Raw genomic sequence first — 21,129 nt, forward strand, 5'->3', positions numbered from 1 at the left:
CACCAGGAGGAACTGTGAGCAGCGATCGGGACGGGATGCGCGGGGGCTGGGCGACACCCGGCGATGACCAGCCCGACGCGGAGTCCGCCATCGAGACGACGGGCGAGTTCACCATCGACTACGCGCCGCCTGCTTGGTACACGCAGAACGCGGCTGGGGGGTCGGGCTCGGGGGACGCTTCGGGCTCGGGCTCGGGGGCGCCCTCGGGGGACGGTTCGGGTCAGGATCCTCGCTCCTCCGGGCCCTCGGCGGCCCCGCATGCGCCCCCTGCGCCGGCGGGCGGCTTCCCTGTCGGCGGTCCCGTTCCGGGGGTTGCTCCGCCCGCCCATGCGAACGGGGCGCACGGGGCGCCGTTCACACCGCCGGTGGCGCCGGGGCCCGGGGCACCGTCCACACCTCCTGCTCCTGCCCCTACGGCTCCCGCTCCTGCGGCTCCCGCTCAGGGGGCGTCTTTCACCCCGCCTGCGCCTCCCGCGCCGCCTGCGCCTCCCGCGCAGCAGCCCGCGACTCCCGCGCAGCCCGCGACTGCCACCGGCGGGCCGGTAGCTGTGCCCGGGTTGCCGGTGGACGGTGGGTTCGAGCCGCAGCAGGCGCCGACGCCTGCTTCCGTGACGCCCCCGGCCGCCGAGGAGGAGGGCGGCTCCGGGGACGGGGACCTGGAGAGCGGTGCCACCATGCGCTTCTCGCCGGTCGCCCTCAAGCGGCAGATCGCCGAGCAGGCCGCTGCGGCGCAGGCCGCGACCGCCGAAGCCGGCGGGGAGGCCGAGGACGGGTCGCCCCAGGCCACCGACGAGGTCTCGGCGCAGGCTGCCGAGTCCGACGGGGACGGCACCTCTGACGGGGAAAGCGCAGTCGACGCGGGTGCGGCCGCTGACGCCCCGTCGGATGCCGACGCGGATGCGGGCGGTACGGCCGACGCGGGTGACGGCGACGTCGAGGGCGCGTCCGCCGGGGCCGACGGTGTGAGTGAGTCCGTCGTGTCCGCGGAGACCGGGAGCGAGACGGGCGACGCCGACGGCGCGGACGCCGAACTCTCCGGGGCCGAGGAGGCCGTGTCCGGGGACGCGGGGGGCGAAGAGCCCCAGAATGCTGTTCCCGGCGCGGAAAACGCCGTTCCGGAGGGTGACTCCGCCGGCGACGAGCCGTCGGGCGAGGTACCGACGGCCGAATCGGCGGATGCCGCGCCGGATGCCCAGCCGCAGAGCGCCGTTCCCCCGGCCCCGCCCGCCTGGACTCCCCCGCCGGTCCCGCAGAACGGGCTGCCGCCGCTGCCGCCGTCCTACCAGCCCGCCGCACCCGCACCGGCGGGCCAGTGGCCGGCCCAGCCGCAGCAGACGGACCCCGCGGCGGCCGCGGCGGCTCAGCAGCCGCCCGCCCCGCCCTCCTGGAACCAGCCGCCCCCCGCACCGGCCCCGCAGCAGGCCGGCTACGGCTTCCCCCAGCCCCCTGCGCCCAACGCCCCGGCCCCCGCACCGGCCGCACACCAGCCCCCGGCCTCGCAGCCGCCTGCCGCCCCCAACGCTCAGCCCGGCTACGGCTTCCCCCAGCCCCCGGCGCCCAACACCCCGGCCGGTTACGGCTTCCCCCAGCCCGCCGCCCCGGCGCCGACGCCCCCCGCCACCCCGGGCGGCTACGGCTTCCCGCAGCCGGGCCCCACCCCGCCGGCGGCTCCCCCTGCCGCCCCCGACGCCCCGGCGGCGCCCGCCCCCTCGGCTCCCCAGTCGGGCACCGGCCCCACCGCACCCGGCGGTTACGGCTTCCCGCAGCCCCCGGCGCCGCAAGCGCCCCAGGCGCACCCCGGCATCCCCCAGCAGGCCGACGGCCAGGCCCCGCAGGCTGCCCAGCCCCCCGCTGACCCCCGCGCCGGCGCCGCCTGGCCGCAGCCGATCCAGCACGACCATCGGCAGCCGGTCAACCCCGGTGCCGCACCGCTGGGTTACACCGCGGCCGTGGAGCTGTCCTCCGACCGGCTGCTCAACAACAAGAAGCAGAAGGCGAAGAGCAGCCGCCCGGCGGCCGGCGGCGGCCGGTTCAAGCTGGGCGGGAAGAAGGAGGAGGCCGAGCGGCAGCGGAAGCTGGAGCTGATCCGCACGCCCGTGCTGTCCTGCTACCGGATCGCCGTCATCAGCCTCAAGGGCGGCGTCGGCAAGACGACCACCACCACCGCGCTCGGCTCCACGCTCGCGACCGAGCGGCAGGACAAGATCCTCGCGATCGACGCCAACCCGGACGCCGGCACCCTCGGCCGCCGGGTGCGCCGCGAGACCGGGGCCACCATCCGTGACCTCGTCCAGGCGATCCCGTACCTCAACTCGTACATGGACATCCGGCGGTTCACCTCCCAGGCTCCCTCCGGCCTGGAGATCATCGCCAACGACGTCGACCCGGCCGTCTCGACGACCTTCAACGACGAGGACTACCGGCGCGCCATCGACGTGCTCGGCAACCAGTACCCGATCATCCTGACCGACTCGGGTACGGGTCTGCTCTACAGCGCCATGCGCGGGGTGCTCGACCTCGCCGACCAGCTCATCATCATCTCGACGCCGTCGGTCGACGGCGCGAGCAGTGCCAGTACGACGCTGGACTGGCTGTCCGCGCACGGGTACGCCGAGCTGGTCTCGCGGTCCCTCACGGTCATCTCGGGTGTCCGCGAGACCGGCAAGATGATCAAGGTCGAGGACATCGTCGCGCACTTCGAGACCCGGTGCCGTGGCGTGGTCGTCGTGCCCTTCGACGAACACCTGGCCGCCGGCGCCGAGGTCGATCTCGACATGATGCGGCCGAAGGTGCGGGAGGCGTACTTCAACCTCGCGGCGATGGTCGCGGAGGACTTCATCCGGCACCAGCAGATGCACGGCCTGTGGACCAACGACGGCAACCCGCCGCCGGTCGCCGCCCCGCCCCTGCCCGGCCAGCCGTTCCCGGGTCAGCCCTACCCGCAGCAAGCGGGACAGCCGTATCCGCAGCCGGGGCAGCCGTATCCCCCGCAGGGACAGCCCCAGCCGGGACCGCCATACCCCCCGCAGGGACAGCCCCAGCCCGGCCAGCCCTACCCCCAGCAGGGACAACCGCAGCCCGGCCAGCCCTACCCCCCGCAGGGACAACCGCAGATGCCGCAGCCCGGCCAGCCGTTCCCGCAGCAGGCCCAGCCCGGTCAGCCCTACCCGCAGCAGCCGCAGCCCGGCTATCCTCCCGCGGGCTACCCGCAGCAGCCGCAGGGCGCCGAGGGCCAGACCCCGCCCCCTCCCCCGCCCCCCCAGCAGTAGCCGCACAACGAAAGGGCGGCCGGTGTCCGAAGACACCGGCCGCCCTTCGGCGTTCCCCGGTCGGATACGGCTACTCCGCCGCAGCCACCAGCTCCCGGCAGCGCTTCACGTCCTGCGCCATCTGCTCCAGCAGCCCCTCCAGCGACTCGAACTTCGCCTGGCCGCGGACGAACGCCAGGAAGTCGACGGCGACATGGAGGCCGTACAGGTCGAGACCGACGCGGTCGATGGCGTACGCCTCGACCGTGCGCTCGGTGCCGTCGAACTGCGGGTTCGTGCCGACGGAGATCGCGGCCGGCATCGCCTCGCCGCCCGCGTGCAGCCAGCCGGCGTAGACACCGTCGGAGGGGATCGCGGTGTGCGGAAGCGTCTCCACGTTGGCCGTCGGGAAGCCGAGTTCACGGCCGCGCTGGGCGCCGCGCACCACCACGCCCTCGACGCGGTGCGGGCGGCCGAGGATCTCCGCGGCGCCCTGGACATCGCCCTCGGCGACCAGGCGCCGGGTCAGGGTCGACGAGAACGGCTCGCCGCCGCCCGCCTCACCCCGCACGTACAGGTCGACGACCTCGACCTCGAAGTCGTAGATCTTGCCCTGCTCGGCGAGGAACTCCACGTCCCCCGCGGCCCTGTGGCCGAAGCGGAAGTTCGGGCCCTCGACGACCGCCTTGGCGTGCAGCTTGTCGACCAGGACCTTCACCACGAAGTCGGCCGGGGACAGCTTCGAGAACTCCGTCGTGAAGGGGAGGATCAGGACCGCGTCCACGCCCAGCTCGGCCATCAGTTCGGCGCGGCGATGGTGCGGGGCGAGCAGCGGCGGGTGGCTGCCCGGGCGGACGACCTCGCTGGGGTGCGGGTCGAAGGTGACGACGACGGAGGGCACGCCCAGCTCGCGGGCGCGATCCACGGCGTGCCGGATGATCAGCTGGTGGCCGCGGTGCACCCCGTCGTAAGAGCCGATGGTGACGACGCTGCGCCCCCAGTCCTGGGGGATGTCCTCCAAGCCACGCCAGCGCTGCACTGTGACCGCTCCTCGAACCCGTGTCCGTGTTACTTCGGTTGCTTCGTTCTTCGTGTTCCGTTGACCGCTTACGCAGCTCTAAGGGTGCCATGCCGGATGTCCCCGCCCCGCATCGGCATGGGGGCTGTGACCCGGCCCACGCGACCGCCCTCCCCGTACCCGCGGATCAGGCGGGCACCCGGCCGCCCGTCAGGCTCTCGATCATGCGGCGGGCGCTCGGGCCGACCACCGCCGCCCACTCCCCCGGCGCGTCCGTGAGCCAGCCCGCCACCTGCGCGGCGAAGCCGGGGACGTGGCGGCCCAGGTCGACCAGGCCGCGGTCGAAGCGGGCCGCGCCCTCCGGGGTGCGCACGAGGAGGAGGCCGGTGCGGTGGACGAGGTCGCGCAGGTCGTCCCCGCTGCGTTGAGCGGCCGCGTGCAGGACGGCGTCCAGGACGGCGGGGTCGTCCTCGTGCGTCAGAAGGAACTCCAGGAGTTCGCGGCGGAGGGGACGGGAGATGAGGGTGCCGGGAGCGGCGAGGACGGCGGCCAGGGCGGCCCGCACCGGCCCGGGCCCGTCGCCCAGCAGCCCGGTGACCAGCGGGAACAGAACGGCACGCGCGGTAAGCCCCTGGTCGAGGCGCCGGTCGACGTACACGGCCAGGTCCTCGGCGGTCTCCGGGCGCCGCTCCACCGCCTCCCGGACGAGGGCCACGATTAGGCGGGCCAGGGCGGGCGTGGTGACATCGGCGAGCGCACGCAGCACACCGCCCACGTCCGGGCCGCGCAGCCGGGTCCGGAAGGCGTCCAGTACCGGCTCCGGATGGGTGGTCAGGGCGGCGAGCAGGGCACTCGGCGGCAGCTGCGGATCGCCCGCCGCGAACCGCTCCAGCGCCTGCGGGAGGTGCCGGGGGCGGGTCTGCGGGTCTCCTACGAGGAGGGCGAGCGCGCCGCCGTGCAGGGGGCGGTCGGCGGGGCGGGCCAGCAGCGCGAGGGCCGCGTACCGCAGCAGCTCGCGGTCGGCGGGGGTCCGGACCTGGGGCGCGGCGCGCAGTCCGTACGCCACCGCCGCGGCCCGCCGGGCCGGCCGCTCGTCGTGCGCCCACCGGTCCACGGCCCGGCACAGCGCGGACGGTTCCTCCTCCGCCAGGACGCCGAGCAGCTCGTCGGCCCTCGGGTGCGCGCACTCGACGAGGACCTCCGTCAGATCGTCCAGGCCCCGGTGCCGATTCGTGTGCAGCAGCGCCTGCGCGGCCGTCGCCACGGTGGCGTGCGGCGTCGCGGGCAACGGCCGCTCGTCGTCGAACCAGCGGGTCAGCAGCGGCTGTACGGCGGTGGGGTCGGCGGCGAGGAGGCCGGCGACGGCGTCGAGGTAGCGGGGTTCGTCCGCCGTGCGCGGGGCCGCGTCGGCGAGCACCAGACGGCGCAGGAGGTCCAGGCGGGTCTCCGTCGGCAGTGGGAGGGCGGTCCAGAAGCCGGGCGCGAACTCGGCGGACCGCTCCGGCCGGCTCCCCCACTCCACGATCCGGTCGGCCAGCAGCCGCAGGACACCGAGGTACGGCGTGGCGTCCGGGACGCGCAGCACGGTCGCGGCGAGCAGACGGGCGGCCCACCACGAGTCCGGGTCGGCCTCCAGGGCATCGGCCAACTCGCTCAATCTGTCGGCGAGTTGGCGGGTGCCCTGCTGGCGGGCGACGAGCAGCAGAGCCTGGACGACGGGCCCGATGCGGTGATGCGGGACGGGCAGCGGACGGGCGCCGTCCGGGCTGTGGCGGTGGTGGACCAGGGCGCGCAGGGCCTCGTCCAGATCGAGGTGGACGCCCTGGATCCAGTCGGCGAGCTCCTCGTGGGCGAACCGGTAGCCGCCGCCCGCCGGCACCAGGAGCCCCTCGGCGAGGACGGCCGACGCCCAGCCGGTGCCGCCGCCGAGCCGGGCCGGGGCGGCCCCCCACGGGAACACCGCCTCGAACGACGCCCGGTCCAGCTCCCCCTGTCCGGGCCCGAGGCTGCGCCGGGCGGCCTCGTGGACCTGTCCGGACACCTTCGCCGCGAGCCGTCGTACGGCGTTGCCGCGCAGGCCGTTCTCCGCGGCCAGCCGTACCGCGATGCGCAGGCACATCAGGTCCAGGTGGGCGGCGAGGACCTCGTCGCGGCCGACCGGGGTGCCGGGAGCGTCGGGCAGTGCGGCGCGGACCTCCGCGTAGAGGCGGAGGGTGAGGGGGTGGCGGGCGTCTCCGGGGTCGAGGGCGGTGTCCGGAATGCCGTGGCGGGCGCGGGCCTCGCGGGCCTCGTCCGGGGTGAGATCGCCGAGGGGGACGCAGGGCGGCAGCGTCCGGACCGTACGGCCGTACAGCGTCTCCGCCGGGAAGTGCGCGCCCGCCTGCTCCCAGTACTCGTCCCGGCAGGCCACCACCAGCCGCGTGCCCGTCTCCCGCAGCCACCTGGCCGTCCCCCGGGTCCACTCGGGGAGAAGACGGGCCAGGGCCGGGGGCATCTCCTCGGGGCCGTCGAGGAGGAGCAGCAAGGGGCGGCCGGCGGCGTGGGCGACGTGGGCGAGTCGCTCAGGGGTGAGGTCGTCGAGGCCGGCCGGGCCGGGGCGGGACGCGGCCACGACCCGGGCCGCGCGCGCCAGCGCCCTGCGGGCCGCGTCGGCGACCGAGTCGTCCTCCTCCCTCAGGTCGGCGCCGCGCAGCCACAGCGTGGGCGCCGGCTCCGGGCCACGGCCACGGCGGGCGGCCAGCGCGGTGAGTTCCGTCGTACGGCCGCTGCCCGGGGCGCCGACGAGGCCGAGCACGGCCGCCGGGCCCGCGGCGAAGGCGGCGAACTCCCTTGCCGGTACGGCGCGTTCGACCGGCATGCCGCACGAGTCGCCGGGCGGGCCGTCCGAGCCGACCGAGGCGGCGGTGAGTTCCAGGGCGCCGGCCGGATTGAGGTCGGCGCCGTACGCGGGGACCGTCGCCGCGTTGCGGGCGAGGAGCTCGGCGAGGGGGCCGTCGGCCGGGCCGGGGCGCAGCGGGACAGCGAAGCCGGCGTCCCGGCCGGAGTGCAGGGCGGTGCCCAGGACGGCGACGACGGCGCCGGTCGCGGCGTCGAGCACCGGGCCGCCGGCCGCGCCCCCGCCGAGCCGCAGCGCGTCCCGGCCCGCGGTGCCGATCGCCAGCTCCAGGGCGCCGTCGAGGAGGTGGAAGCGGTGGGTGCCCGCGTACGTCACGGGTGTCTCGGCCAGCACCCGTGCCTCGCGCCAGCAGCCCGCGGCCAGCCGGACGTACGTGCCGGTCTCGACGTGGTCCCGGACGGTGATGGGCAGGGGGTCTCCGACCAGGCCCTCCGTGCGGACGAGGGCCAGGTCCAGCTCCGGCAGCGGGGTGACCGCGTCGGCGGTCACGACACAGCCGTGGTCGTCGGCGTCGTACAGGACGAGGCGGGGGAGGCCGTCGACGGCCTCGTGGCTGGTGACGACCGTGCCGTGGCGGTCGGCCAGGAAGCCGGTGCCGCGCGGGCGGCCCACGAGGTCGTGAATGCGGACGAGGGAGCCGTCGGGGTCCTGCGGGGCGGGGTGAGCGGGGCGTGCGGGGATGTCCGCCGGCCGTGCGTCGTCCTGCGCGGACCCGGTGCCGTGCCGTGGCTGCCGGGAGTCGCGCGGCGCCGTGTGGCGGCCACCGCCGGTTCGCGGGCCCCGTGCCGCCATCGTCGTACCTCCCCGCCGCGCCCACCTGCTCTCTTGTGCGACGGTAGGCGGGGGATGATCAGCGGGACAGATCGCTGGACGAACGCGCCCCCCTGCACTCCCCGGGTTCACTCCGAGCGCCTGCCCGCACGGGTGAATGAACGGGGAGCGTTGGATACACCCTAGGGGTGGGGGAACCGAGGGGGGACCGTGGAGCGGCGGCGGAGCAGGGCCCCGTGCTCGCCGCTCCACGGGCAATCCGGCGGCGTTCAGCCGAGGACGGCCAGGCTCTTCGCCTTGCCCTTCTGCTCCTCGACCAGCGCCAGGAAACGGCCCTCGGGGTCGAAGACGGCCACCGGGCCGGCGGCGGCGTACTCGTCGGGCATCTCCAGCCGCACGCCGTTGGTGAGCAGCCGGGCCCGCTTGGCGTCCACGTCCCAGCGCGGGAACGCGGCCGCGGCGGCCTCCGCGATCGGCATCACCGTCAGCTCCTCCTGGAGCTGGGCGAGGGTGCGGGCGGAGTCCAGCTTGTACGGGCCGACGCGGGTGCGGCGCAGCGCGGTGAGGTGGCCGCCGACGCCGAGGCCGGCGCCCAGGTCGCGGGCGAGGGCACGGATGTAGGTGCCGGAGGAGCAGACCACCGAGACGATCAGGTCCAGGACGGGGGTGCCGTCCTCGGCGACGGCGTCCCGGACGTCGTACACCGTGAAGGACGAGACGGTGACCGGACGGGCCGGGATCTCGAAGTCCTCGCCCTCACGGGCCCGCTTGTACGAGCGCACGCCGTCGATCTTGATGGCGCTGACCTTGGACGGGACCTGCATGATGTCGCCGGTCAGCTTGGCGATGCCGGCGTCGATGGCGTCCCGGGTGACCTTGGAGGCGTCCGTGGAGGCCGTGATCTCGCCCTCGGCGTCGTCCGTGAGGGTCGTCTGGCCGAGGCGGACGGTCCCCAGGTACTCCTTCTCGGTGAGGGCGAGGTGCCCGAGGAGCTTGGTCGCCTTCTCCACGCCGAGGACGAGGACGCCCGTCGCCATCGGGTCGAGCGTGCCGGCGTGGCCGACGCGGCGGGTCCTGGCGATCCCCCGCATCTTGGCCACGACGTCGTGCGAAGTGAAGCCCGACGGCTTGTCGACGATGACGAGGCCGTCGGGCGCGGTGTGCTTCCGGTTCATTCGGCAGTGTCGTCCGTCTCGTCGTCACCGGGCTTGCGGTACGGGTCGGCGCCGGCGGCGTACGCGGCGCCCGCGGACGCCTCGCGCACCTTCTCGTCGGCTTGGCGCGCCTTGTCGAGGAGGTCGTCGATGGTGCGGGCGTTGTCCGGGAGGGCGTCGGCGACGAAGGCCAGCGTCGGCGTGAACTTCACGCCGGCCGCGCGACCGACCTCCGAGCGCAGGATGCCCTTGGCGCTCTCCAGACCGGCGGCCGCGGCCTTGCGGTCCTCGTCGTCCCCGTACACCGTGTAGAAGACGGTCGCCTCCCTGAGGTCACCCGTGACGCGGGTGTCCGTGATGGTGACGTGGGAGCCGAGCCGCGGGTCCTTGATCCCTCGCTGCAGCTTCTGGGCCACCACCTCTCGGATGAGGTCCGCCAGCCTCTTGGCGCGCGCGTTGTCGGCCACTGGTCCGTCTCCCGTTCTTTCTTCTCTTGCGTTCTCTGGTCTGGTCAGTCGTCTTCGCCGTGGAAGCGGCGTCTGACCGACAGCAGCTCCACTTCGGGGCGGCCGGCGACCAGCCGTTCGCACCGGTCCAGTACGTCGGTCAGGTGCTCCGCGTCACCCGAGACCAAGGCCAGGCCTATCGTGGCCCGGCGGTGGAGGTTCTGGTGGTCCACCTCGGCCGCGCTCACCGCGTACTTGCGCTGGAGCTCGGCGACGATGGGGCGGACGACGGAGCGCTTCTCCTTCAGCGACCGTATGTCGCCGAGGAGGAGGTCGAAGGACAGAGTCCCCACGTACATGTGTGTAGCCGGTTCACCCGCCGGTACGGGATCGATGGCCCTGTCAGCCGTGTGGGACAGGGCATCAAGAACGGTACAACGATACCTGCGGTGGCTCGACGGGGTTTTCGCCCGCCCACCCACCGCCCGACGCGGTCGGCTGAGAGGCCGCCCACCCGGGGCTCCGCCCCGACCCCCACGGGGACTCAGGGTCGAAGAAGGGGGCTGGGGACAGCGAGCCCCCAGGAAACACCGGCGCGCCGGCCGGCGGAAGGTGCTTCCGCCGGCCGGCGCGAACCGTGGGTCACACCCGCGGCTTCTCCCGCATCTCGTACGTCGCGATGACGTCGTCGACCTTGATGTCGTTGAAGTTGCCGAGGTTGATACCGCCCTCGAACCCTTCGCGGATCTCGGTGACGTCGTCCTTGAAGCGACGCAGGCCCTCGATGTTGAGGTTCTCCGCGACCACCTTGCCGTCGCGGATGAGCCGGGCCTTGGTGTTGCGCTTGACCTCGCCCGAGCGGATGAGGACACCGGCGATGTTGCCCAGCTTGGACGACTTGAAGACCTCGCGGATCTCCGCCGTACCGAGCTCGTGCTCCTCGTACTCCGGCTTCAGCATGCCCTTCAGGGCCGCCTCGATCTCCTCGATCGCCTGGTAGATGACCGAGTAGTAGCGAACGTCCACACCCTCGCGCTCCGCCATCTGCTGCGCACGGCCAGCGGCACGCACGTTGAAGCCGATGACGATCGCGTCCGAGCCCATCGCCAGGTCGATGTCGGACTCCGTGACCGCACCGACGCCGCGGTGCAGGACGCGGATGTCGACCTCTTCGCCGACGTCCAGCTGGAGCAGGGAGGACTCGAGGGCCTCGACGGAACCAGAAGCGTCACCCTTGATGATCAGGTTCAGCTGCTGGACCTCGCCGGCCTTCAGAGCCGCGTCCAGGTTCTCCAGGGAGAACCTGCGCGTGCGCTTCGCGAAGGCCGCGTTGCGCTCGCGGGCCGCACGCTTCTCGGCGATCTGGCGGGCCGTACGGTCCTCGTCGACGACGAGGAAGTTGTCGCCCGCGCCCGGGACGTTGGTCAGGCCGAGGACCTGGACCGGCGTCGACGGGCCGGCCTCGGCCACGTTGTTGCCGTTGTCGTCGAGCATGGCGCGCACACGACCGTAGGCGTCGCCCACGACCATCGTGTCGCCGACCCGCAGCGTGCCTCGCTGGACGAGGACCGTCGCCACGGCACCGCGGCCGCGGTCGAGACGGGACTCGATCGAGATGCCCTGCGCGTCCTGGTTCGGGTTGGCCCGCAGGTCGAGCGAGGCGTCGGCCGTGAGGATCACGGCCTCCAGCAGCGAGTCGATGTGCAGACCCTGCTTGGCGGAGATGTCGACGAACATGGTGTCGCCGCCGTACTCCTCGGCCACCAGGCCGTACTCGGTCAGCTGACCGCGCACCTTGGTCGGGTCGGCACCCTCGACGTCGATCTTGTTGACCGCGACCACGATCGGGACGTCGGCCGCCTTGGCGTGGTTGAGCGCCTCGACCGTCTGCGGCATGACGCCGTCGTTGGCCGCGACGACCAGGATCGCGATGTCGGTCGACTTCGCACCACGCGCACGCATAGCGGTGAACGCCTCGTGACCCGGGGTGTCGATGAAGGTGATCTTGCGCTCTTCGTCGTTGACCTCGGTCGCGACCTGGTAGGCACCGATGTGCTGGGTGATGCCGCCGGCCTCGCCCGCGATGACGTTCGTCTTGCGGATGGCGTCGAGCAGTCGGGTCTTACCGTGGTCGACGTGACCCATGACGGTGACGACCGGCGGGCGGACCACCAGGTCCTCCTCGTCGCCCTCGTCCTCGCCGAACTCGATGTCGAAGGACTCGAGCAGCTCGCGGTCCTCCTCCTCCGGGCTGACGATCTGAACCTCGTAGTTCATCTCGCCCGCGAGGAGCTGGAGGGTCTCGTCGGAGACGGACTGGGTCGCGGTGACCATCTCGCCGAGGTTCATCATGACCGCGACGAGCGACGCCGGGTTGGCGTTGATCTTCTCCGCGAAGTCGGTGAGCGACGCACCGCGCGACAGGCGAATGGTCTCGCCGTTGCCGCGAGGCAGCATCACGCCGCCGACCGACGGGGCCTGCATGGCCTCGTACTCCTGGCGCCTCTGCCGCTTCGACTTGCGGCCACGACGCGCGGGACCACCCGGACGACCGAAGGCGCCCTGCGTGCCACCACGGCCACCGGGACCGCCGGGACGGCCACCGAAGCCGGGACGGCCACCGCCGCCACCGCCCGGACCACCGGGACGGCCGGCGAAGCCGCCGCCACCGCCACCGCCACCGGGACCGCCGGGACGACCGGCGAAGCCGCCGCCACCGCCACCAGGACGACCGGCGAAGCCGCCGCCACCGCCCGGACGACCGCCGCCACCGGGACGACCGCCGCCACCGGGACCGCGGCCGCCGGGGCCGCCGCCGCCGGGACGCGGGCCGGCAGCCGGACGCTGCGGCATCATGCCGGGGTTCGGGCGCGGACCGCCGGGGCCGCCACCGGGACGCGGAGCGCCGCCCTGCGGGCGGGGCATGCCGGCCGGCGACGGACGCGAACCGCCCGGAGCCTGCGGACGCGGACCGCCGCCCTGGCCGCCGGGGGCCTGGGGACGGGGACCAGCGCCGGGAGCGCCACCGGGACCACCGGGACGCGGGCCGCCCTGCGGCCGCGGGGCCTGCGGACGGGCCATACCGGCGTTGCCGCCGGAGGTGAAGGGGTTGTTGCCCGGGCGCGGACCGGCCGGACGGGCACCCGGACGCTGCGCACCGGCGCCACCGGGACGCGGGCCCTGTGCGGCGGCCGGACGCGAGCCCTGACCACGATCCTGCTGACCCTGACCGGGCGCGGGACGGCCACCGGGCCGGGGAGCGCCGGGGCGCGGGCCCTGGGCGGCCGGACGCGGGCCGGGCTGAGCCGGGGCGGCCGGGGCCGACGGCGGAGCGGTGAACTCCGGGGCGGCCGGTGCCGGGCGCGGCGCGGGCCGGGGGCCCGGACGCGGGCCGGGAGCCGACGGCGCGGGGGCCGACGGAGCCGACGAGGCGGCCGGAGCCGCGGGGGCCGCGGGCTGCTGAGCCGCCGGAGGCTTGGGGGCAGCCGGCCGCGGAGCAGCCGGACCCGGACGAGCCGCCTGCGCCGGGGAGGGCGCGGCGGGCTTGGGGGCAGCCTTGCGCGGGGCGGGCTTGGCGGACTTGCCGCTGCCACCACCCTGGAAGGCGTCAGTCAGTTTGCGGACGACGGGCGCTTCGATGGTCGAAGACGCCGAACGGACGAATTCACCGAGTTCCTGGAGCTTGGCCATGACGACCTTGCTCTCCACACCGAACTCCTTGGCGAGTTCGTATACCCGGACCTTAGCCACTTCGCTCCTTTTAGGTCCGGGTTGCGTCCGGACCGTCGCTACTTCATGGGCGTACTCATCGCGTGCTCATCGAGTGCTCATCGCAATCTCGACCTACTTCCAACTCGCGGGGTACCTGAGCCGCGCGGACGTTCCGCGCGACGCTTCTTACGGTGTTGCCTGCTCGGCAACTGTCATCTGCTCGACGTACTGACGCAACGCCTTTGTGTCGAGCGCTCCCGGGGCGCGCAACGCCCGCGTGAACGCCCGGCGGCGTACCGCCTGGTCGAGACAGACCTGGGTGGGGTGCACGTACGCACCCCGGCCGGGCAGCGTACCGCGAGGATCGGGGACGCATGCGTCCTTGATCGCCACGATGCGCAGCAGCTCTGTCTTGGCCGCCCGCTCCCGGCACCCCACACAGGTGCGTTCAGGGCATGTTCGGGTGTGCGTCCGGCCAGACACAGCTAAGTCTACCTCCCCGTACCGACCTCACCCCTTTGGGCCAGGATTCGAACAGTTGCCGTGCGAACACTGACGTGATCTCAGCGGCCTGCGGCTTGGATCTATTCCCCGCGCTGGTCGCCGGTCTGTTCGGTGTCGGGTCGGATGTCGATCCGCCAGCCGGTCAGACGGGCGGCGAGCCGGGCGTTCTGCCCCTCCTTGCCGATCGCCAGCGACAGCTGGTAGTCCGGCACGGTCACGCGCGCGGAGCGGGCCGCGAGGTCGACGACCTCCACCTTGGACACCCGGGCGGGTGACAGCGCGTTCGCCACCATCTCCGCCGGGTCGTCCGACCAGTCGACGATGTCGATCTTCTCGCCGTTCAGCTCGCCCATGACGTTGCGCACACGCCCGCCCATGGGGCCGATGCAGGCGCCCTTGGCGTTCAGGCCCGAACGGGTGGAACGGACCGCGATCTTGGTGCGGTGGCCGGCCTCGCGGGCGATGGCGGCGATCTCGACGGACCCGTCGGCGATCTCCGGCACCTCCAGCGCGAAGAGCTTCTTCACCAGGTTGGGGTGCGTCCGGGAGAGCGTCACGGACGGGCCGCGGACGCCCTTCGCCACCCGGACGACGTACGACCGCAGACGCAGGCCGTGCTGGTACGTCTCGCCCGGGACCTGCTCCTGCACGGGGAGGATGGCCTCCAGCTTGCCGATGTCGACGAGCACGTTCTTCGGGTCGCGGCCCTGCTGGACCACACCGGTGACGATGTCGCCCTCGCGGCCCGCGTACTCGCCGAGCGTCGCGTCGTCCTCGGCGTCGCGCAGGCGCTGCAGGATCACCTGCTTGGCCGTGGTGGCGGCGATACGGCCGAAGCCGGACGGGGTGTCGTCGAACTCGCGGGGCTCCTGGCCCTCCTCGAGGTCCTCGGGGTCCTCCTTCGCCCACACGGTCACGTGACCGGTCTCCCGGTTGAGCTCCACGCGCGCGTGGCGGCGGCTTCCCTCGGTGCGGTGGTAGGCGATGAGGAGGGCCGACTCGATCGCCTCGACCAGCAGGTCGAAGGAGATCTCCTTCTCCCGAACCAAGCCCCGCAGGGCACTCATGTCGATGTCCACGGCTACGCCTCCTCCTCTTCCTTCATGTCCTTCTCGTCCTGCTTGTTGTCCTGCTTGTCCTTGCGGCCGAACTCGACCTGGACGCGGGCCTTGTCGATGTCGGCGAAGGCGAGTCTGCGGGTGGTGGGCCTGCGGCCCTTCACTCCGGGCACTTCGACGTCGAGGCCTTCGTCGTCCACGGTGAGGATGCGGGCGACGAGTTCGCCGTCCTCGTGGAGCTGGAACTTCACCAGGCGGTCCGTGGCCCGGACGTAGTGACGGTGCTCGGTGAGGGCGCGCTCCGCGCCCGGGGTGCCGACCTCGAGGGTGTACTCGCCCGCGCCCATCGCGTCCGTCTCGTCGAGCTTCGCCGAGAGCGCACGGCTCACATCGGCGATCCGGTCCAGGTCCGCACCGGTGTCGGAGTCGACGACGACGCGCAGCACGCGCTTGCGTCCGACGGAGTCCACGGCGATCTCTTCGAGATCGAGGCCCTGGGAGGTGACGAGCGGTTCCAGCAGTTCTCGCAGCCTCTCGCTCTGGGTGGTGCTCATCCGGGTGACTCCTCGGCCGCGTGTGCTGTTGTGGGATGGGTCGCGTGTCTGGTCAAAGGGTATCCGGTCGCGGGGTGTGTTGCCGTCCACCGGGCGGCCGACGGGCGGCCACCCGGGGCCTGAGCGGTGCCGATGAGTGGTGCCCGGCAGGTGCGCGGGTACGGTGATCACGGGCGTGCCGCCCGTGATCGGTATTTCTGTCGTACGAGTTCCCCGAGGACGTCTGCCGTGCCGTTCCCTCCGCCGTCGCGCACCCCCTCGGGGCCGCGCCGAAGAACCCTGCTCGCCTCCGCCGCCGGGGCCGCCCTGCTCGTGGGCTGCTCCTCGCGCGGTGACTCCGGTGAGGAGAGCTCGGGCGGCAGCCCGTCGGTCGCGGAGCAGGCACGCGCGCGTGCGGCCCGGGACAGCGCGGGGCTGGTGGAGCGGTACGACGCCGTCCTGACCGTCCATCCGGCGCTGGCGGCGCGGCTGACGCCGCTGCGGGCGGAGGTTGTGCGGCACGTGACGGCGTTCGGGGGCGCCGGCTCCACGGCCTCGCCCACGCCCTCCCCCTCGTCTTCGGCGTCCTCGTCTTCGGCGCCGTCGTCTTCGGCGTCCGGTTCGGCCTCGGCCTCGGCCGATCCGTCCGCCCCGCCTGCCGCCGTCCCGGCGGGCGAGAAGGACGCCCTCAGTAGCCTCGCCGCCGCCGAGCGGGCGCTCGCCGACCGGCGGGTCGCGGCCCTGGTGAACGTGCCGGGCGAGCTGGCGCGGCTGCTGGCCTCGGTAGCGGCGGCCGGCGCGGCACACGCGTACCTGCTGACGGAGGGGGCCCGATGAGCGAGAAGAAGAGCGGGGAACTGGCGGCCCTCCAGGCGGCGCTGGCCGCCGAGCACGCGGCGGTGTACGGGTACGGGGTCGTCGGCGGGCGGATCCTCGAGGACCGGCGCGCGGAGGCGCGGGCGGCGTACGACGCGCACCGCGCGCGCCGGGACGCGCTGGCGCGCGAGGTGCGCGCGCTGGGCGCCGAACCGGTCGCCGCGAGCGCCGCGTACGCGCTGCCGTTCCCGGTGCCGGACTCCCCCGCGGCGGTCCGGCTCGCGGCCGAGCTGGAGGAACGGGTGGCCGGGGTGTACTCCGACCTGGTGCGGGCCTCCGGTGACGCGCGGCGCCGGGAGGCCGCCGGAGCGCTGCGGGAGGCGGCGGTGCGGGCGGCGCGCTGGCGCGGCGGGAGCGTAGCCTTCCCTGGTCTCGCCGAGCGGGCCGGCACGGCCGCGGATCCGGCTGTCACCGGCGCCGGGCCTTCTGCCACGAAGGCGGGCTCGCCGACACCGTCGGCATGACGGCATGACGACATGACGGCAGAGGTACCGGGAGCAGGAAGGGACGACTCGCGCATGGCTTTCGAACCGCCGCAGCGTCTGGTCAGGGCGCTCGGTGAGACGGCACCGGACGGTGACGACTGGTTGGAGAAGCTGCCGGAGGCGGTCCAACGGGCCGTTGCGCTACGCGAGTTGACCGTCGAGCGGGTGCAGGTGCCGGGCGGGCGCAGCAGCCTGGTGGTGCTGGTGCGGTACGCCGACGGGACTCCGGCCGTGCTGAAGCTGGCCCCGCCCCGGTTCCGGCCGGAGGCGGAGCGGGCCGCGCTCGCGCACTGGGGCGGCCTGGGTGCCGTACAGCTGCTGGAGGGTCCCGTGACGGAAGGGGTGCTCGTGCTGGAGCGGCTGCATCCCGATGTGTCGGTGCGGTCGTTGCCGGAGGCGAAGGCGCTGCTGGAGGCGGCGGGGACGCTGCGGCGGCTGTGGGTCGAACCACCCGATGAGAGCGGCGCGCACTCCTTCGAGAGCGTGGCCGAGCGGACCGGGCGGCAGGCGCGGGCGATGCGGGCGAGCGCCGACGCCGAGGTGGCCCCGCTGGTGGACGCGGCGCTCGCGGCCCGCGAGGAGCTGCTGGCCTCGCCGCCCGAGCACCGGCTGCTGCACGGCACGTTCCGGCAGAGCAAGGTGCTGGCCGGTGAGCGGATGCCGTGGCTGGCCGTGGGGCCGGATCCGGTGGTCGGCGAGTGCGCCTTCGACCTGGCCCGGCTGGTGCGGGACCGGGTGGAGGACCTGATCGCCTCGCCGTCCGGCGCGGCGACGACCCGGCGCCGGGTGAAGCGGCTCGCGGAGTCCCTGGAGGTGGACCAGGAGCGGCTGCGCGGCTGGACGCTGTTCCGGGCGGTGGAGTCCGGGGTGCGGGCACGTCGGGTGGGGCGTGCGGGGGACGCGGAGTTGTTGCTGGAGTTCGCGGGCTGGCTCTAACGCGCCTTCGCCGCAGTCACTTCGAGGGCGAGGACCGGGCAGTCGGCGGCTGCGCGGCGGGCGCGTCCGACGGCTCCCGGGGGGACGGGGGTGCCGTCGGCCAGTGGGTAGCCCCACTCGTCGAGGGTGATCTGTTCGGGGAGGAGTTCCGCGCAGAGGCCGTGGCCCTGGCAGGCGGTCCAGTCGATGTCGATGTGCCGGTCCGTGCTCATGGGATCAGCTCTCCTCGGGTACGGGCAGCAGGGGCGTGTGGTCGGTCGCGGTGCACAGGCCGTGGGCGTGGGCGTCGGCCTCGGCGGCGAAGGTGGTCAGGGCGCTGCGGACCAGGCGGACGGTGCCGTCGGGGTGGTGGCAGGCGCCGCGGCCCTCGACGAGGCCGGACCAGCGGGCGAGGTCGTGGCGGACCGCGCCCTGGGGACCGGGGGTGGCCAACGTCCGGAACGCGGTGGCGATGCGCGGGAGGCCGTTGAGGCAGGGACCGCACTGGCCGGCCGACTGGAGGGCCAGATAGCGCAGGACGCGGGCGGTCTCGGCGAGTCCGCACCGGCCGACAGGCAGCGCGGCGAGGACTCCGGCGCCCAAATAACTTGAATCCACGGTGAGTTGAGCTGCCTCCCGGGCCGGGATCCAGGTGCCGTGGTAGCCGCCGACGAGGACCGCCGCCGTGCCCTGCAGGGGCAGCAGCCGGGCCAGCGGCAGTCCGTACGGGGCCTCGACGACCCGCGGTTCGTGTCCGGGGACGTGGAGCGTGCACAGGGCGCTGCCGGGCTGGGCCGGGGTGCCGGCCGTGCGGTACCAGTCGGCGCCGTGGCGGGCGATGAGCGCGAGGTGGGCCAGGGTCTCCACGTTCTGCACGAGGGTCGGGGCCCGGTGCACCCCGCGTTCGCGGACCGGCGGGCGCTGGTGCGTGGGCAGGGCGGCGCCGCCCGAGACGAACCGTGCGAGCGCGGAAGCCTGGCCGGACAGGAAGGACTTGGAGAGCCGGACCACCTTGACCGGCAGCGGGTCGGTCCGCTGCGCGAGGGCCGATTCCAGCCAGGTCGCGCCGTCCTCGACGGCCACGTACGCCTCCCGCGCGCCGACCGCGTGGGCGGCGACCTGCACGCCGTCCAGGACGAGGTGCGGCGATCGGTGCAGCAGGGTGCGGTCCTTGCGGCTCGCCGGTTCGCCCTCCGCGCCGTTGGCCACGACCACCGGGGCGCGGCCGGTGCGCCGTCCGGCCTCGGCCACGGCGACCAGCTTGCGGTACGTCGGGAAGGCGGCGCCGCCGCGCCCGGTGAGGCCGGACTCGGCGACCGCGCGGAGGACCGCCTCGGGGTCGCCGTGGGACAGGGGTCCGTGGCGCTGTTCGTGGGTGGGGAGGTCGGCGGGGGTGCCGGCGGGGGCGAGGAGGCGGGGGGACATGTGGAGGTCGGGGAGGGTCGCGGTCACGGGCGGGCTCCTTCGGCGGTGCGGAGGCGGGCGCCTTCTGCGGTGCGGAGAAGGGCTGCGGGGGTGCGGCGGGCGGCGCGGACGGCGTGGGCCAGCCGGGCGCCGAAGGCGGCGAGCACCGTGGCCACGCAGGCGACGGTCAGCCAGGTCATCCAGTCGGTGCCGGTGTCCGTGCCGATGCCGATGCCGTGGACGAGGGCGACCGGCCAGGAGGCGTAGGCCAGCCAGTGGACGGCCCGCCAAGTACGGTGGCCGAGGCGTTCGCGCAGGAGGCTGGTGACCAGGACGGCGAACATCAGATCGAGGGAGACCGTGCCGAGGCCGAGCCAGAGGGGCTGGTAGTCGGAGACGAAGGGCACGAGGACGTCGACGACGGTGATGTTCACGTAGCTGTCGACGATCGCCGTGGTGATGTGCAGGGCCAGGAAGGCGGTCGCGGAGAGGGAGAGCGTGCGGTGCAGGCTCATCGTGCCGAACCGGGGCAGGCCGGGGAGCCGGCCTCTGAGTCGCACCGCGATGCCCAGCAGGACGACGACGGTGAAGAGGACGAGGCAGACGGCGCCGGTGGCGCGGTTGGCGTACCAGAGGGTCTCGGAGGTCATGCGGCGGCCTCCCGGACGGCGGTGGGCCAGCCCGGGGTGGTGACGACCGTCCCGTCCTGCGCCACCAGCCGGGCCGGCAGACCCCGGCGGGTCAGCCGGCGTTCCGCACCCGTCCCCTCGACCAGCGCGGCCGTGCTCGCCGCGTTGGCGTCGGCGCAGGTGGCCGCGGCGACGGAGACCGTGCGCCACGGGGAGCGGACGGGCAGGCCCGTGCGCGGGTCGACGATGTGGTGCAGCTCCTGCCCGCCGCGCCGCCAGCGGCGGGCGGTCGTACCGGAGGTGGCCAGTCCGCCGCCGTGCAGGCCGACCGTGGCGTACGGGCCCTGCCCCGGGATCTCGTCGACGGGGCCGGTGACGTCCTGGACGCGGATCTGCCAGCCGCCCGCCGGGGGCTCCCCGGCGACTGCGGTGTCACCGCCGAGGCTGACGAGCACGCCGCAGCCCGCGGTCCGTGCCAGCATGCGGGCGGCGCGGTCGGCGGCCCAGGCCTTGGCGGTGGCGCCCAGGTCGAGGCGGACGCCCTCGGGGACGGTGACCGTGCCGGTCCTCCGGTCGAGGGTCACCCGACGCCAGCCGGGGGCGCGGCGGACCGTCAGCCGCACCGGGCGGTCGTCCTCACGGACGAGGGTGAAGTCGCGGTCGTAGCCGATCGCGTGCATCGCGGAGCCGACCGTTGGGTCCACGGCTCCGTCCGTCGTCTCGGCCGCGCGCAGCGCGACGTCGAGGGCCTCGGCCAGCAGGGGGCTGACCTGGACGGGGCGGCCGCCCGTGCCGTCGAGCGCGGCCAGTTCGGAGTCGCCGCGGAAGCGGCTGCAGGCCGCGTCGACCTCGGCGAGGTGCCGGGCGAGGAGCAGGTTGCAGGACTCCAGCAGGGCCGGGTCGGTGACGACCACGCGGACGGTGGTGCCGAGGGCGCGCCACTCGGCGGCGGTGGTCGTCCTCATCACGACGCCCCCGAGGTGGAGTCGGCGGAGCCGCCGGAGGAGGAGGTGAGACCGCTCGAGCTGTCCGAGGACGAGCTGTCCGAGCTGCTTGCGCTGCTTGAGTCGTCCGAGGACGAACTGCTCGACGAGGAGTCCGTGCCGCTGTCGGTGGTGCTGGAGTCCGTGCTGCCGGAGTCCGTACTGCCGGAGTCCGTGCTGCTCGAGTCACCGGAGCTGTTGGCGCTGCTCGAACTCGTCCCGCTGCTCGCCGTCGTGGTGGCGTCCGCCTGCATCGTGCCGATCAGGGCGAACACCCCGGCGGCCGCGGCCAGCGTGACGGCCGCGGCGAAGGCCGCCGTCCGCCGGGCTCCTCTGCGGACCGCTGCCGCGGCTCCCCGTTCCTCTTCCCTGGTCGCCATGACCGTTCCCCTCCGTAGTGACGCTCTGTCACGTCCTACGGTCGGGGAACGGTCTGAGAGAAGTCTGTGAGGCGCCCATACGCCTCGGCAGAAGTCTCTGAGAGAACCCTTAAATTGC

At 74.2% G+C, this 21,129-nt stretch carries 18 protein-coding genes; 5 read left to right on the forward strand and 13 right to left on the reverse strand.

Translation table 11 applies throughout. The features are described from left to right. Positions 1 to 14: 14 nt before the first annotated feature. Positions 15 to 3,269, forward strand: a complete 3,255-nt coding sequence (locus tag IE263_RS16605; protein ID WP_268256034.1) for an SCO5717 family growth-regulating ATPase — start codon at positions 15 to 17, stop codon at positions 3,267 to 3,269. A 70-nt stretch (positions 3,270 to 3,339) separates the two neighbouring features. Here IE263_RS16605 and IE263_RS16610 read toward each other — a convergent pair whose 3' ends face one another. The 9 genes from IE263_RS16610 to rimP all read right to left on the reverse strand — a co-directional run bounded on the left by IE263_RS16610 (position 3,340) and on the right by rimP (position 15,360). After that, a complete protein-coding gene (locus IE263_RS16610) occupies positions 3,340 to 4,287 on the reverse strand; it encodes a bifunctional riboflavin kinase/FAD synthetase (protein WP_189937101.1) in 948 nt (315 codons plus the stop codon). 166 nt (positions 4,288 to 4,453) lie between these two features. Next, positions 4,454 to 7,954, reverse strand: coding sequence for a trypsin-like peptidase domain-containing protein (locus IE263_RS16615; protein ID WP_189937103.1), 3,501 nt, complete (start codon positions 7,952 to 7,954; stop codon positions 4,454 to 4,456). A 248-nt stretch (positions 7,955 to 8,202) separates the two neighbouring features. Next, positions 8,203 to 9,108: a tRNA pseudouridine(55) synthase TruB gene (gene truB / locus IE263_RS16620; protein WP_189937105.1), complete on the reverse strand. Its 906-nt coding sequence runs from the start codon at positions 9,106 to 9,108 to the stop codon at positions 8,203 to 8,205. Then, a complete protein-coding gene (gene rbfA / locus IE263_RS16625; protein WP_189937107.1) occupies positions 9,105 to 9,554 on the reverse strand; it encodes a 30S ribosome-binding factor RbfA in 450 nt (149 codons plus the stop codon). The genes truB and rbfA overlap by 4 nt, the downstream gene beginning before the upstream one ends. A 44-nt stretch (positions 9,555 to 9,598) precedes the next feature. Further along, positions 9,599 to 9,892, reverse strand: a complete 294-nt coding sequence (locus IE263_RS16630; RefSeq protein ID WP_189937109.1) for a DUF503 domain-containing protein — start codon at positions 9,890 to 9,892, stop codon at positions 9,599 to 9,601. 283 nt (positions 9,893 to 10,175) lie between these two features. Next, positions 10,176 to 13,283: a translation initiation factor IF-2 gene (gene infB, locus IE263_RS16635; RefSeq protein ID WP_189937111.1), complete on the reverse strand. Its 3,108-nt coding sequence runs from the start codon at positions 13,281 to 13,283 to the stop codon at positions 10,176 to 10,178. 147 nt (positions 13,284 to 13,430) lie between these two features. Beyond that, positions 13,431 to 13,727, reverse strand: a complete 297-nt coding sequence (locus IE263_RS16640) for a YlxR family protein (RefSeq protein WP_189937112.1) — start codon at positions 13,725 to 13,727, stop codon at positions 13,431 to 13,433. 101 nt (positions 13,728 to 13,828) lie between these two features. Then, positions 13,829 to 14,827: a transcription termination factor NusA gene (nusA, locus tag IE263_RS16645; protein ID WP_189937114.1), complete on the reverse strand. Its 999-nt coding sequence runs from the start codon at positions 14,825 to 14,827 to the stop codon at positions 13,829 to 13,831. Between the two features lie 2 nt (positions 14,828 to 14,829). Further along, positions 14,830 to 15,360 carry a ribosome maturation factor RimP gene (gene rimP, locus IE263_RS16650; RefSeq protein WP_189937116.1) on the reverse strand — a complete coding sequence of 177 codons (531 nt, stop codon included), beginning with the start codon at positions 15,358 to 15,360 and terminating at the stop codon, positions 14,830 to 14,832. A gap of 228 nt (positions 15,361 to 15,588) precedes the next feature. Between rimP and IE263_RS16655 the strand changes: the two genes are divergently transcribed. The 3 genes from IE263_RS16655 to IE263_RS16665 are packed head-to-tail and all read left to right on the forward strand — an operon-like array spanning position 15,589 to position 17,636. Beyond that, a complete protein-coding gene (locus tag IE263_RS16655; protein WP_189937118.1) occupies positions 15,589 to 16,176 on the forward strand; it encodes a hypothetical protein in 588 nt (195 codons plus the stop codon). Further along, complete coding sequence (locus tag IE263_RS16660; RefSeq protein ID WP_189937119.1) at positions 16,173 to 16,679, forward strand: ferritin-like domain-containing protein; 507 nt, start codon at positions 16,173 to 16,175, stop codon at positions 16,677 to 16,679. Before IE263_RS16655 ends, IE263_RS16660 begins: the two co-directional genes overlap by 4 nt. 54 nt (positions 16,680 to 16,733) lie before the next feature. Then, positions 16,734 to 17,636 carry an aminoglycoside phosphotransferase family protein gene (locus IE263_RS16665; RefSeq protein WP_189937121.1) on the forward strand — a complete coding sequence of 301 codons (903 nt, stop codon included), beginning with the start codon at positions 16,734 to 16,736 and terminating at the stop codon, positions 17,634 to 17,636. On the opposite strand, the gene IE263_RS16670 is transcribed toward IE263_RS16665, so the two are convergent. Genes IE263_RS16670 through IE263_RS16685 form a run of 4 tightly spaced genes read right to left on the reverse strand, consistent with a single transcriptional unit; the run spans position 17,633 to position 20,613 of the window. After that, positions 17,633 to 17,848, reverse strand: coding sequence for a ferredoxin (locus IE263_RS16670; RefSeq protein WP_189937123.1), 216 nt, complete (start codon positions 17,846 to 17,848; stop codon positions 17,633 to 17,635). The genes IE263_RS16665 and IE263_RS16670 overlap by 4 nt on opposite strands. A gap of 4 nt (positions 17,849 to 17,852) precedes the next feature. Then, positions 17,853 to 19,067 (reverse strand): NADH-ubiquinone oxidoreductase-F iron-sulfur binding region domain-containing protein, encoded by a 1,215-nt coding sequence (locus tag IE263_RS16675; protein WP_189937124.1) that lies wholly within the window; start codon positions 19,065 to 19,067, stop codon positions 17,853 to 17,855. Further along, a complete protein-coding gene (locus tag IE263_RS16680) occupies positions 19,064 to 19,669 on the reverse strand; it encodes a ferric reductase-like transmembrane domain-containing protein (RefSeq protein ID WP_189937133.1) in 606 nt (201 codons plus the stop codon). Before IE263_RS16680 ends, IE263_RS16675 begins: the two co-directional genes overlap by 4 nt. Next, on the reverse strand, positions 19,666 to 20,613 hold the full coding sequence (locus IE263_RS16685; protein WP_189937134.1) for an FAD:protein FMN transferase: 948 nt from the start codon (positions 20,611 to 20,613) through the stop codon (positions 19,666 to 19,668). The genes IE263_RS16680 and IE263_RS16685 overlap by 4 nt, the downstream gene beginning before the upstream one ends. Positions 20,614 to 20,658: 45 nt before the next feature. Here IE263_RS16685 and IE263_RS48575 point away from each other — a divergent pair, with 45 nt between their 5' ends. Continuing rightward, positions 20,659 to 21,081 carry a hypothetical protein gene (locus tag IE263_RS48575; RefSeq protein WP_229911036.1) on the forward strand — a complete coding sequence of 141 codons (423 nt, stop codon included), beginning with the start codon at positions 20,659 to 20,661 and terminating at the stop codon, positions 21,079 to 21,081. The last annotated feature ends 48 nt before the right edge of the window (positions 21,082 to 21,129 follow it).

It is taken from the genome of Streptomyces aurantiogriseus (assembly GCF_014649375.1).
Taxonomy (GTDB): domain Bacteria; phylum Actinomycetota; class Actinomycetes; order Streptomycetales; family Streptomycetaceae; genus Streptomyces; species Streptomyces aurantiogriseus.